Source organism: Algoriphagus sp. AGSA1, assembly GCF_021390545.1.
GTDB lineage: Bacteria > Bacteroidota > Bacteroidia > Cytophagales > Cyclobacteriaceae > Algoriphagus.
This window is the reverse complement of record NZ_JAJUWR010000013.1, coordinates 127519-141051: the sequence shown is the minus strand read 5'-3', so window position 1 is coordinate 141051 and position 13533 is coordinate 127519. Positions and strand designations below refer to the sequence as shown.

Sequence of the window (13533 nt, the reverse complement as noted above, 5' to 3'; positions counted from 1 at the left end):
ATGCACGCACTAGGATTATGTGTGGTTCTGGCCTGAAAAAGATGCCCCTAACCCACCGCTGCGTCGGAGGAAATTACTTTTAGAATTAATTCAAAGTACACAAATGCAGTTAAGAGGATACACCTATAATTTTTTGACAATTCACCATCCTGATTTTGTGGCCAGTCTTTTGATTTCAACTAAATTGAAAAATTAACCACACACAATGACTGATTTCAGAAATTACAATGTTCCCTATGAGATCTCTCCTGAGTTCTCCAAAAAGACGGCCTATTTTTCCATGGAATTTGCTGTGCACCAGCCACTCAAAATCTATAGTGGCGGGCTGGGATTTTTGTCTGGATCACATCTGCGCAGCGCCTACGAACTCAAGCAAAACCTGATCGGAATAGGTATTCTCTGGAAATATGGATACTACGATCAGGGCAGGAACCAGGATCAGACCATGAAAGCAGAGTGGTATGAGAAAACCTATAATTTTCTCCATGACACCGGAATCAAATATCAAATCACAATCCACAGCCACCCTATTTGGGTAAAGGCCTTCTATTTAGCTCCAGAGACATTTGAAAGCGCTCCCTTATTTTTGTTAAGCACGGATTTGCCTGAGAACGATTACCTAAGTCAAACGATCACCCATCGGTTATATGATTCGGATACTGCGGCAAAAATTGCCCAATTTATACTGCTGGGAATAGGTGGAGCAAAGTTGCTGGATGAATTAAATTTCAACCCCGAAGTTTATCACCTCAATGAAGCGCATGGCGTAAGCTCGGTTTTTCACCTTATGCGGAAATTCGGTTCAAAAGAAGAAGTGAAAAAACGCTTGGTTTTCACCACGCACACTCCTGAAGAAGCCGGAAACGAGAAGCACGACATCTATCTCTGCGAGCAAATGGGCTATTTCAATGGATATAGTATTGAGGAAGTCCTCGAACTGACAGGCATGGAAGGAGACCTTTTCAATCACAGTTTGGCAGCGTTTAGATTTGCCCGCAAAGCAAATGGTGTGAGCAAATTACACGGGGAAGTGAGTAGTGAAATGTGGGGCAAGTATCCGGAAATTCCTGAAATTACATCTATCACAAATTCCCAAAACTATAACTACTGGGCAGATAAGCTGCTTTACAACTACATGGATGAAAGTGATGCGAAAAAATTTGATGAACGAAAAAAATTTCTAAAAAAGCAGGCGTTTGAGATCGTTGCTGATCAGACGGGGCAGTTGCTTGATCCAAATGTATTGACGATTGTATGGGCCAGACGCTTTGCCGGCTATAAAAGAGCGGATTTAATTACTAGGGATATCCAGCGATTTGAAAAACTCATCAATAACTCTGAACATCCCGTCCAGATAATCTGGGCAGGAAAACCTTATCCATCCGATTATGGCCCTATCTCTATTTTCAACCAGCTAGTCCATCTAAGTAAAAAGTATCCGAATATAGCAGTGTGCATGGGGTATGAACTGACATTGAGTCGGCAACTAAAACAAGCAGCTGACGTCTGGTTAAACAGCCCCCGAGTGCCCCGAGAAGCCAGCGGCACCTCAGGCATGACCGCAGCGATGAATGGCGCCATCAATTTCAGCACCTTTGATGGATGGATCTGTGAATTTTCCGAGCATGGAAAAAACAGTTTTATTGTCCCCGTCGCTGATTATCACAACATAAGCATATCTGATCAAGATGCATTTGATCTAAAAAACCTCTATCAGGTACTCGAAAATGAAATTATCCCAACTTTCTACGAAGACAAAAATGCCTGGAGAACTATCATTCAGCAAGGGATGAAAGATGTGGTGGCGAATTTCGAAAGCAATCGCATGGCAAGAGAATATTATGAAATCATGTATAAGGCTTAAAATCACATTTTAAAGTTTATCCAAAGCCCAGATTTGCCATCAAACTGGGCTTTTTTGCATTCAAATGACGTTTTAGCAGTTTAACCCAAAAATGTACCCCACTATCAAAGTACTTCCGATATTTATATAAACAATCCTTCCTAATGAAATCAATCCTTTTACTCCCCCTTGCTATATTTTTACTGGGATTCACCTCTGTGTCAATAGCCCAGGACATCATGCCTCCTCTACTTCCTTGGAATGGGCAAAGCAAAGAATTACTTGTAGATAAGTTCGATAAATGGGTAACTCCATTCGAACTTTCAGATGGACTTGAATCTCCCACTTATGTGGAAACTATGGCTTGGATAGAGAAATTAGTCAACAGTTCCGATTTACTCCAAATTAGTACCATTGGCCATAGCGAGCAGGGAAGGCCTATCCAAATGGTTATTGCTACTGCGGAAAAGGAATTTTCTGCTGAAAAGTTATCCACATCCCAAAAACCCCTGATTTTAATCCAAGCGGGAATCCATGCAGGTGAAATTGATGGTAAAGATGCGGGAATGATGTTGCTCAGGGATATTGCCCATGGGAGCAAAACATCACTTCTGGATGAAGTAAGCCTACTTTTTATACCTATTCTAAATACAGACGGACACGAGAGAAGAAGTGAATACGCCCGGGTAAACCAGCGCGGGCCGAAAGAAATGGGCTGGAGAACAAATGCTTTAAATCTTAATCTTAACCGGGATTACACCAAATTAGAGACTACAGGAATCGTTGCGATTGCAAAAGTTATCAACAGTTATGACCCAGATCTATATATAGATATTCACGTAACAGACGGAGCGGATTACCAGTATGACATCACGTATGGATTCGTAGCCACGGGAGGGTATTCTCCAGAGATCTCCAAGTGGCTATCCGGCTATTTCCAACCGGAAGTAGATCAGGCATTGAAAGATGAAGGTCATATTCCCGGCCCTTTGCTTTTTGCGGCAAACAACACAGACTTTACGGAGGGCAATATTGCATTTTCGTTCAGCCCACGATTTTCCCATACCTACGGGGATATTCGCCATTTGCCGTCCATTTTAGTAGAAAACCATTCTTTAAAACCGTTTGAACAGCGAGTTTTGGGGACATATGTGTTTCTAGAGCAAGTAATCAAAACTATAGGGGCACACTACTCTGAGCTTCAAGAAGCCGTAGAATTAGACAAGAATCAGAAAAAGGAATCCGTGATCGTGAAATATCAGTTCCACGATACACCTGCTGATTCTATGGAATTTCTTGGTATCGCCTCCAAAAAAATCACCTCTGAAATCACCGGTAAGGAATATGTAGCTTGGGAAGGCAAGGCCATCACACAGCGTATCCCGAATATCTTGATGGACAAACCTGCAGCTTCAGTTCCTGTACCCAAAGCTTATTGGGTTCCGGTAGAATGGGCAGAGATCATTTCGAAGTTGAGGATTCATGGGATTGAAATGGAACCCTTGACTGAAGCTAAAGAGGTAACCATGGAATTATCCAAGGTCACCGAATATAAACTCAGCAATCAACCTTTTGAAGGTAAATTCAGATTTCAATCATTTGAACTTGAAAAGGAAAGAAGAAAAGTAATGCTTAATCCTGGCTCGGTGCGTGTGAAAACGGATCAGCCATTGGGAGAATTGATCGTGATTCTCATGGAGCCGGAATCGGTGGACAGTTTTTTCCAATGGGGATATTTTCATTCTATTCTTTCACAAACCGAATACATGGAAACGTATATCATGGAGCCTTTGATAGCTAAAATGCTAGCTGAAGATGCAGATTTGAAAAAGCGGTTTGAAGAGGAGAAAACTTTAAACCCTGATTTTGATAAATCCCCGCGGGAAATCTATCGCTGGTTTTACAAGCAAACACCCTATTTCGACCAAAACTGGAAAGTAATTCCTATTGGTAGGGAGTGGTAAAAAATAAATATGGTTATATGTAATACTGCCAGTAGCCCTATTTTCTTTGTTTATGGAGTTGGAAGACCAATGACCGAAGCCCGAAGTGGCCTTGACGCTAGTGTTGACCAAGTCCTATAATGCTTTAGTCTCTTTACTGGCAGAATAGCGGATATACATAAATAAAAATATGAAATCGAGCATGTCGAGAACGTCCCACACCGGGATGATTATAAGCCATGCGAGATTCCGTGTGGACCTTAAAAACAAATTATAATCACATGAAAATAGAACACCTTGCCATGTGGGTCAATGACCTGGAGGAAATGAAGAACTGGTATTGCCATTCCTTCTCCATGACTTCAGGCGAAAAATATCAAAACCATGCAAAGGGATTTAGCTCCTATTTCTTAAGTTTTGCTTCAGGAAGTAGGATCGAACTCATGAAAAGAAGTGATGTACAGGAATCTCCCCAGCCCCGTGGGATGGTTTCGGGATTGGCTCATTTTGCTATTTCTGTAGGATCCAAAGAGAAGGTCTTGATGAAAACTGAAGAATTCCGTGAAGAAGGAATTAAAATCATCGGTGAGCCGCGGACTACCGGCGATGGATATTTCGAAAGTGTGATTGAAGACCTGGAAGGCAATTGGATAGAAATCACGATTTAACAGATCAGACTTTGACCAAAGGTTTCATTTAATCCTTACTAGACAGTATAAACTGAAGTTGAAACAACAATTCCTCACATTAGTGCTTCCAGTACCAATCCAAAGTTGACTTCTATGGAATCCCTTACTTTAATCGTGCCCAATAGCTTCACAGGTGGATCAATTTCGAAATCTGTAAACGTCAACTTCCGTTCTCCGGTCAGCAATGCCTTTCTTCCATTTTTAGCGAGGAAAACGCAGGAAATCGGATAGATTTTAGAAACTCCGGCCAGTGTGATTTCAACTTCTCCCCTAAGGTTTTCTTGATTTATGTTTTCTGATTCCCTGATCATCTTCAGAAAGCGTACTCCAATAGTAGGATGCTGATCCATCTGAAGTGTCTCTCTAAAATCTTTGGTCATCAATGCATTGAAGCAATCAAAGTTCACCGTCTCTAGCGTGATCTCACCGCTCCATTCAGACTTATCAAGAGCCGGAAAATAAGTTTCTGTGAGCATATCACCTCCCTGATATTGCTTCGATTCACATCGGAAACTCGATATGTTAGTACTCCCCGCAATTTCCACGACACTATCTGAATCTATTTTCCAGGTTTTTACCTCGAAGACTTCAGGTGTGGTGTTCATGTAAGACCAATAGGTAATGATAAGTAGAAGTAAAACCTGCATGATTTTAGATGAAAAAGCGCAGTCAGATTTTTAACTTAATCCAACTAGGCAGTGATAGTGCTTAAAAGCTGATAGCTGCTTCTAGATTGATCCCATTGAATTTTGCTTCATTATAAATGGAGGTCGCACCAAATCCGCTTTTATATTCTTGGTTCATATACTCCAGTTTGACAATCACATTCTTTGTCATAAACCATCCTCCACCCACATTCAATCGGCTAATTTCAATCTCGGAAGTATCAGAATCGTTGTTTTTGCCTTTCACGGTATTGTACCTCCCTCCAAGGTAAAATTGCTCTGTGCCTCCAAAACGGTATAGAAGCTCGCCGGAAAGTTGGGTGAAATTACCGTTACCCTGCCCCTCAGAATTGCCTACAGATTCCACAATCCCGAAAAACTCCAATCCTTTGTATTTAAGAAATGGATTGATTTGGAATGCGGTCATTTGCCTGAAGCGAGGATTAAACCTTCCTTCAAAATCATTGGCCGTTCCTTCTAAAGGCTGTAAAACGCCATAATATCGTCCTCCCGCTCTGTCTCCGCCATATAACCAAGTCCCGGTCGTGGTGCCTTTATTCATATACCATGATCCTGTAAGTCTGAATCTGAAATCCTCATCAAGCTGCTTATCCACACCCAATTTCCCATAAAATGACACTTTGTTGTCTGTATTGTCATTCACAATTACATTTTGGTTAAGCTTACCATTACTGAGACCAAGCACAGCGATCAATCCGTCTTTCTGCACAGTCACTTCCCCAAAAGCTTCCGTTGAAAAAGAATCCATGATATAGTTTCCTATAAAGGGGTTAAAGATTACCCGTGCATTATCCGATCGGCGAAAATGTGCATCACCATAATTGAACTCATCCAAACCAAAGGTAACTGTGGTATAATCCATGATTCCATCCAGAAACCCCTCTCTTATAAATCCCAGCCGATCTATTTGAAGATAGCCACCCTTTACCCATGATTCATTATGATGCTTGGATGACAGATAAGTTCTTAGGTGTAATCTCAACCCATCTGCCAGTTGCGTATTGATATTTAGGTTTGCGGTAGGCAAGTTGAAGTTTGAACCCAGTTGCACTAGATTATTCAATGAATTGGAATGATCGATTGCTTGAAATTGTAAAGCAAAATCACCACTCACAAACACACGGACTTTATCAAAATCGCCTCCCTTCTCTTTAGGAGATTCAAAAACATTCAATCCTTCCTTACTATTTTGGCGGAAATATTGAAGTTCCGTTTTTTCTTGCGCAAGAGCAATACTGCATGTCAGCATCGCCCCGGAAAGAATAAATCCTCTGAAAGTGAAACTAGATAATTTCATAATGGCTTAGTTTAAATTAATTTTTTGGTGAAAAACCGGCTTCAAAAGATAGCCTCAGTTCATCCCCTGTCTTAATTGTCCCGAGTACTGCTGTAGGGGCATCAATTTTAAAGTCACTGAATAAAATAGCATGAGTCCCCTTGAATTTGACTGTATTTCCGGATATTGAATACGACACCTCAAGTGGAATAATTTGTGATTTACCCGCAATTGTCAATTTGCCGTTGGCTCTGATTTTAGTCCCTGTAATCCCCAGGAATTCAGTCATTTCAAATGCAATGGATGGATATTTTGCAGCATTTAGCGCCTCATAGGCATTTTTATCCATAGCCCCTTTGCCGCTTTTTAGGCTTTTCGTGGGGATTTCCACTTTGAGAGAAGTGATTTTGGAAAGTTTGCCATTTTCCAAAATCAGCCCAGCTGAGCCTGTGGTGCCCTCTTTGGCTACCATCTCCCAGTCATGTATGGTGGAGGTTCCCGCTACAGTGAACTGCTGGTCACTGGATATCGTGTAGGATTGCTGCGCAAAGCAGGGAAAACTCGACAGGATGAGCAGTGTCAGCATTACCTGAGCTGTAATAAAACGCATGTTCATTCTGATGTTGTTAGTTGGTTTGTTGTCACTGGGTCAAAAGTAGGCAGTTATGGTAAGGGATGGCAATGAGGAGAATCTTAATAAAAACTGATTTAAATCACTCTTTTGCAATCATCTAAAGAGCATCAGGCATTTCTAAAAACACTTACTTAACTCTGTAAGGGATCTACATATGTCACATCTTTAATGAGGATAATAAAAGTTGATTAACCTTGAATAAAGACTGTTCTTCATTTCTTTAAACTCAATAAAACTGGCTGACGACATTTTCTCCCTATTGTCACAACCATAATGATTACGATCATATACAGAGACATATTTTCGGGCTTACATTAAGTTAAAGAGATGGGCGAGGAGCTCCAGAAACGGCCTAGTACACTTCAGTCAGGGATTTCTTCATCTCAGTCAACTTAAATTTTTTGAGGGCTCCCAAGCAGCCATCTTTGGATCAGATCAGAATCGAAATGAATCCACGGCTACTAATTTTTATTGCAGTTACATTTTTGCAAGTGCATTCCGTCGCCCAAGTTTCCATCCAAGGAAGCGTACTAGAGGGAAAAGGAAAGCCCCTTCCCGGTGTAAATATTTTTTTTAAAGGGAGCTTTGAGGGAAGCAGTAGTGGAAGGAATGGGGATTATGGGTTTCAGTCTACCTTGCAAGGGAATCAAATCCTGGTGTTTCAGTTTCTTGGCTACAAAACACAGGAAATAGAAATCAACTGTGACCAGGACAGTGTTAGAGTTCCCGATGTTCTATTGATCGAAATGATCACCGAAATGAACTCCGTGACGATTTCAGCAGGAGCCATGCAAGCCTCTGACCAAAGCAAATCCGTAATCCTTAAACCCCTCGACATCGTCACTACACCAAGTGCCATGGGAGATATTATGGGCGCGTTCCAGACCCTTCCCGGTACCAGCACGGTAGGGAACGACGGACGGTTATTTGTTCGGGGTGGTGATGCCAGTGAAGTTGGTATCTATATAGATGGGATGAAGGTGGGAAATGCCTATGGCACCACAGTAGGCAATGTACCCACCCGCACACGTTTCAATCCAAACTTATTTAAGGGTACCTTTTTTAGTACCGGAGGATATTCCGCAGAATATGGTCAGGCGCTTTCCTCCGCATTGGCTCTGAACACAAAGGATCTTTCTATCCGTAGCCAAGGAGATCTGAGCCTGATGTCTGTCGGGGGAGGCTATTCTCACACCTTGGCAAATGAAGAGCAAAGCATCACCGGCAGCGTCAACTATTTCAACCTAGGTCCCTATCAGGATTTGATCAAACAGGACATAGATTTTGTGAAAGCCCCCAAAGGATGGGATGTGGAGATGGCTGCGCAAAAGAAAACCGGCAAAAACGGATTGCTGAAAGTAATGGCAAGAACAGAATCCGGAGGTATGGTACTGAGACAACCTCTTCCAGGCTCAGAAAATAAAATTCTGATAGATCTGAAAAACAACTATTCGTACATCCAGGCCAACTGGAAAACTTCCCTAAAAAATGATTGGATGGTCTTCGCGGGCATATCATATTCTAAAAACCTGGATAATATCTCTCATGACAGCTTAACCTTGGAACGAACCAATGAACTTACCCATCTGAAAGCCTCTGCTATCAAGGACTTTTCAGACCGGCTTTCAGCCAAATTTGGCCTGGAACATTTTATCCATCCCTTCTCGGAGAAATTGATCAAACAAGAATTAAGAAGAGCTTTCGAAGATCATGAAACTTACCTTTTCACAGAATGGGATTACTATTTCAATAAAAACCTGGTGCTCAGGACAGGCTTAAGAGCAGGTACCAGCCCTCTTTCTGGTGAAAGCTGGCTTGATCCCCGGATTTCTTTCGCCCGACAAGTAGGCGATAATGGACAGCTCTCCCTGGCGGCAGGAAGGTTCCATCAGTTACCCCTGGAAAATTACCGGGTATTAAACACGGAACTGCAAAATTCGGAATCCAAGCATCTGATTTTGAATTACTTACTTTCAAAGGAAGGCTTTACATGCCGTGCAGAGTCATTTTATAAATCCTATGATAATCTTATAACATTTAAAGGAACAGGAGAAAGCCCGGAAGTGCTCACCAATAATGGCTCGGGCTATGCCAGAGGTTTTGACTTATTCTTTCGGGATCGCAAAAGTTTTAAAGACACTGACTACTGGGTCACTTACAGCTTTGTGGACAGTAAGAGAAGATTTAACCAATACGAAACCCAAGTCCAGCCAGCATTCGCTCCCAAACACAATATGAGCGTGGTAATCAAACGATTCATCGCTCCACTTAAATCCCAACTGGGATTTTCGATGGCCTATAACGATGGCTATACCTACACCAATCCTAACAAGGATGATTCAGAGATGAATTCAAAAACCAAAAGCTTTCAGAATCTAAGCTTATCCTGGAGCTATTTACCAAAACCTAATCTCATCATTCATCTGGCGTGTACTAACGTACTAGGGAGAGATAATGTATTCGGATATACCTACAGCCCGGAGGCCAATTCCCAAGGAACTTATGAATCCACCACGCAAGGACAGGTAGCTCCACGATTTCTCTTTTTAGGAATCTTTCTCACTTTATCAAAAGACAAAACGGCAAACAATCTAAACAACCTTTAAAATCTATGATCATGAAAAAATCTATCCTTACTCTCGCAGCGATTTTTATGTGGATCACCATTGCCTCTGCAAATGATCCAGCTTATGAAGCCGCCATGCAAAAGCAAATTAAAGCAATGAATTCAATCCCGGATTTAGAATCATCTAAAGAGGTAACCAATGGTTTTCTACGTATTTCGGATGCCAAAAGTGATGAATGGCTTCCTCTGTACTACGCCGCATACAATCAGATAATGTCCGCATTTAGGTTTGACGTGGATAAGGATCAGTACTTTGACCAAGCCATGGAGCTTATCAACAAAGCAAATCAACTGAAACCTGATAATTCAGAAATCACTGCCCTTCATGGATTCGCCATTATGGGAAAACTCAGTGTAGATCCTGCTTCCCGTGGCCAGGAACTCAGCCCAAAGGCCATGCAGCTTTTCGGAAAAGCAATCAATCAGGATCGCGAAAATCCCCGCGCTGTCACATTGATGGCTCAAATGGAATTGGGAATGGCCAAATTCTTCGGCTCCGGATCGGAAAAAGCCTGTGGAATGGCCAGAATGGGTCTCGATCTTTTCAAAAAAGAAGAGGCAAAAACTACTGAAGACTACATTCTCCCTACATGGGGAAAGTCGCAGGCTGAAGAAGTCGCCGCAGAATGTCATTAATATACCGTCAGTTCAAGAATTCTATTCTTCACTAGCGTAGGAGAATGGAATTCTTTTTTGAGTAATTTCCGTCCATGGCATTAAACCCAAAGAAGAACAACAATAAATCCAAAAAGGCAATATGGTATAGATTGCCTAGTTTTTTGTTGATCAATTTTGTAATTGCGACCATCCTAATGATTTTTTTCTGCCCTTCCTGCTTTTTGAGTATAGAGGGATTAAACGACCTATTTCCAGAGTACTTATTTTCATTTTTCATTTCTATGGTCTTGAGTTATGGAGGTAGCCGGGTGGAAGATCTCATAGACCAGCGAATCTCTTGGGTTGATCGGCCTTTTCAGCGCTTGTTGCTTACGGTGAGCTTGTATATGGCATATGCGTTTGTAGCTTCATTTTTAGTGATATTCTTATATGCTTGGATCGACGGCCAGTTCACAGCAGACAATATTCCATGGAAGAATATTGCTGTATATACCAAAATGCCCATGACGGTGGCACTGATCTTTATGGCGATTTTCACTACTTGGTCATGGTTAGGGGAATGGAGAAAATCCGCACTGGAGGCAGAGATATTACGCAACGAAAAATTGGCAAGCCAATACCAATCCCTCAAGGATCAACTCAACCCACATTTTCTATTTAATTCCCTGAATCTCCTTTCAAATCTGGTTTATGAAGATGCTGATAAATCCGCCGAATTTATCCAAAAGCTTTCCCGCATTTATCGGTACGTTCTAGAAGCCCAAAAAGAAGAAGTAATTGAACTGGAAAGAGAAGTTGATTTTGCCACCAACTACCTAGAACTTCAAAAAATCAGATTTGAGGAAAGCCTCCAGTTTTCAGTTGACATCAAAGTGAAAACTGGTATGATCCCTCCCTTATCACTTCAATTGCTCTTGGAAAACGCCATAAAACACAATATTATAAGTGAAGAGAAACCTCTATTTATCCACATTTTCAAAAAGAAGGATGATCTATGGATCAGTAATACTTTTCAGCCAAGATCAAGTCAAAATGAGCCCTCAACAGGTGTAGGTTTACAAAATATAAAAATGAGATATCAACTGCTTTCTGACCGAGAAATAGATGTCATCCAAACGGAGGATGAATTTTTGGTCAAACTTCCAATCTTAGAGTTATCCACATGAGAATTTTAATAATCGAAGATGAAAAACCTGCCGCCAACTTACTTATAAAGCTAATCAAGCTTCATTATCCTGCTGCCCAAATTTTCGGAAATCTGGATTCCATCACTAAATCTGTTCAGTGGCTTTCAACTAATTCACATCCAGATCTAATATTTTGCGATATTCTATTGGCCGATGGAATAAGCTTTGAGATTTTTGAGAAAGTACATTTATCCACACCGGTTATTTTCACTACGGCCTTTGATCAATATGCCATAAAAGCCTTTCAGGTAAATGCAATTGATTATTTATTGAAGCCAATTGACCCAAAGGATTTGGCTAGAGCTGTGGATAAGTATAAAGCCAACCGGATTCCTTCGTTGCTGGAAATAGATGTTCTAAAAAGTCTGCTTTCTCACAATAACCCTTCCTACAAATCCAGGTTTTTAGTGAAGTTTGGAGACAAGATCCAGAGTGTACCAGTCGATCAGATTTCTTTTTTTTATAGCGAAGAAAGAGTGACATTTTTACAGACATATGAGGGCAAAAAATATGTGATCGATCATACATTAGAACAGACAGAAGCTCAGGTAAATCCCGCGGATTTTTTCCGGATCAATAGAAAATTCCTGTGCAGCATGAAATCCATCGACGGGATTTTTGCTTATTCAAACAGCCGGCTCAAAGTGAAATTAAAGAATTGTCCAGATCAGGATATTTTGATAAGCCGGGAGAAAGTATCGGATTTTAAATCCTGGTTGGATCAGTAATTTAGATTATTGGAAAATCCAGTGTAATTTTTAGGTAATGAAAAAAGAAACAGATTACAAACGCAAACAGGAAGAACTCACCTGGCTTGAAAATCTCCAGCGGAATAGTTGGGAGCCGGAAGTTATCATCTCCGGAATTACGCTAGCTTTTTTGTTTGTCTTCCCGGCAAAGATCTATGAGTTTTCTGTTTATTTGATCCAAGAAATAGGGGTTGAATATCTTCCCAGTCTGATGATATTGTTTTATCTCACGACCATTGTTTCTGTGTTCAAAATTTTCTTTGTGGTCCATTTGTGTCTACGATTTGTATGGGCTGGACTTCTCGGACTTAGTTATGCATACCCCAAAGGAGTAATAAATAAAAACTTATTCAAGCTGGCACAAGACTATAATTATCAAAAGCCCGCTGATATGGTATTGAAGCTGGAAAAGACCTGTAGCACTACCTTTGCCTATCCAGTTTCCTTGGTTTTGGTATTTCTCACCTTTACCGTTTATCTAGGGCTATTGATTGGATTTTATGTTTGGTTTAACCTTAACTTTTTCATTGCCTATCTGATTTTCATGTTAAGCCTTATCATTTTTTCACTCCTACTGCTGAGTAAGAAAAAAACCAGGTTCAAGGTGTGGTATTCGCAAAGCATGCTAAGTTCTATCTCAGCAATCTATCAAAGTAATTTAGGAAAATGGACAGCGGTGGTATATGCTATTCTGATTTTTATATTCGCTGTCCCCCTTATTATTTCGGATACACAGGATTTTTCCATGTTTAGAAATGACAGACCTATAGCAGAGAAGGAAAGAGAATGGCCAGCAAAACATCTTCATTTCGAGGCTGAGCATGATGGAAAAAGCAGGTTTCCAAGGTCTTTTATAGCTACAGAAGAACTGGAAGATGATTATCTGAGGTTGGGAATAGCAAGATACGAGGGAGATGAAAAAATTATTGAGCAACTCAATTCTGATTTTCGAGTAGCGTTGGATTCTTTGGATTGGGTACCTCTTCATGAGACTGCTGATCTTCATCGGGTCTTCATTGACGACCAACCGATACCAATAGCTTCTTGGTCAAAACATAGAATCAGTGTGACTAAGCAAAAAATTTATCAGGCAGGCATAGATATTTCACATCTGGAAGAAGGAGCGCATACCTTGCGGGTAGAAAAGTTATTATTGAAATATGGATTTGTCGATAATAATGCGGAATTGATCAATATAGATCAATGGGATCTGTTTGAATTTATTAAGCGGTAAGTTTTCGTTTGCCACGAATTGTTTAAATTTCAAGACATTCTAACTTTT

11 protein-coding genes are annotated in these 13533 nt (G+C 40.8%); 8 read left to right on the top strand and 3 right to left on the bottom strand.

What is annotated here, in order from left to right:
• The first annotated feature begins 205 nt into the window (after positions 1–205).
• From glgP to LZF95_RS12210, 3 genes are all read left to right on the top strand, one after another.
• Positions 206–1864: an alpha-glucan family phosphorylase gene (gene glgP / locus LZF95_RS12220; RefSeq protein ID WP_233755283.1), complete on the top strand. Its 1659-nt coding sequence runs from the start codon at positions 206–208 to the stop codon at positions 1862–1864.
• Between the two features lie 143 nt (positions 1865–2007).
• A complete protein-coding gene (locus tag LZF95_RS12215) occupies positions 2008–3807 on the top strand; it encodes a M14 family metallopeptidase (RefSeq protein WP_233755282.1) in 1800 nt (599 codons plus the stop codon).
• A gap of 260 nt (positions 3808–4067) precedes the next feature.
• Entirely contained in the window at positions 4068–4454 is a 387-nt protein-coding gene (locus LZF95_RS12210; RefSeq protein WP_233755281.1) for a VOC family protein, read from the top strand.
• Positions 4455–4528: 74 nt separating this feature from the next.
• On the opposite strand, the gene LZF95_RS12205 is transcribed toward LZF95_RS12210, so the two are convergent.
• The 3 genes from LZF95_RS12205 to LZF95_RS12195 form a co-directional block, all read right to left on the bottom strand.
• Positions 4529–5122 carry a hypothetical protein gene (locus tag LZF95_RS12205; protein WP_233755280.1) on the bottom strand — a complete coding sequence of 198 codons (594 nt, stop codon included), beginning with the start codon at positions 5120–5122 and terminating at the stop codon, positions 4529–4531.
• Positions 5123–5183: 61 nt separating this feature from the next.
• Positions 5184–6458: a hypothetical protein gene (locus tag LZF95_RS12200; RefSeq protein WP_233755279.1), complete on the bottom strand. Its 1275-nt coding sequence runs from the start codon at positions 6456–6458 to the stop codon at positions 5184–5186.
• Positions 6459–6474: 16 nt separating this feature from the next.
• Complete coding sequence (locus LZF95_RS12195; protein ID WP_233755278.1) at positions 6475–7047, bottom strand: YceI family protein; 573 nt, start codon at positions 7045–7047, stop codon at positions 6475–6477.
• A gap of 449 nt (positions 7048–7496) precedes the next feature.
• On the opposite strand from LZF95_RS12195, the gene LZF95_RS12190 reads away from it, so the two are divergent.
• From LZF95_RS12190 to LZF95_RS12170, 5 genes are all read left to right on the top strand, one after another.
• The gene (locus LZF95_RS12190) at positions 7497–9677 is read left to right on the top strand and encodes a carboxypeptidase-like regulatory domain-containing protein (protein ID WP_233755277.1); all 2181 of its coding nucleotides are present in this window, start codon (positions 7497–7499) and stop codon (positions 9675–9677) included.
• Positions 9678–9688: 11 nt separating this feature from the next.
• A complete protein-coding gene (locus LZF95_RS12185) occupies positions 9689–10333 on the top strand; it encodes a hypothetical protein (RefSeq protein WP_233755276.1) in 645 nt (214 codons plus the stop codon).
• A gap of 74 nt (positions 10334–10407) precedes the next feature.
• Entirely contained in the window at positions 10408–11481 is a 1074-nt protein-coding gene (locus LZF95_RS12180) for a sensor histidine kinase (RefSeq protein WP_233755275.1), read from the top strand.
• Positions 11478–12230, top strand: a complete 753-nt coding sequence (locus tag LZF95_RS12175) for a LytTR family DNA-binding domain-containing protein (protein ID WP_233755274.1) — start codon at positions 11478–11480, stop codon at positions 12228–12230. Before LZF95_RS12180 ends, LZF95_RS12175 begins: the two co-directional genes overlap by 4 nt.
• Positions 12231–12267: 37 nt before the next feature.
• A complete protein-coding gene (locus LZF95_RS12170; RefSeq protein WP_233755273.1) occupies positions 12268–13485 on the top strand; it encodes a hypothetical protein in 1218 nt (405 codons plus the stop codon).
• The last annotated feature ends 48 nt before the right edge of the window (positions 13486–13533 follow it).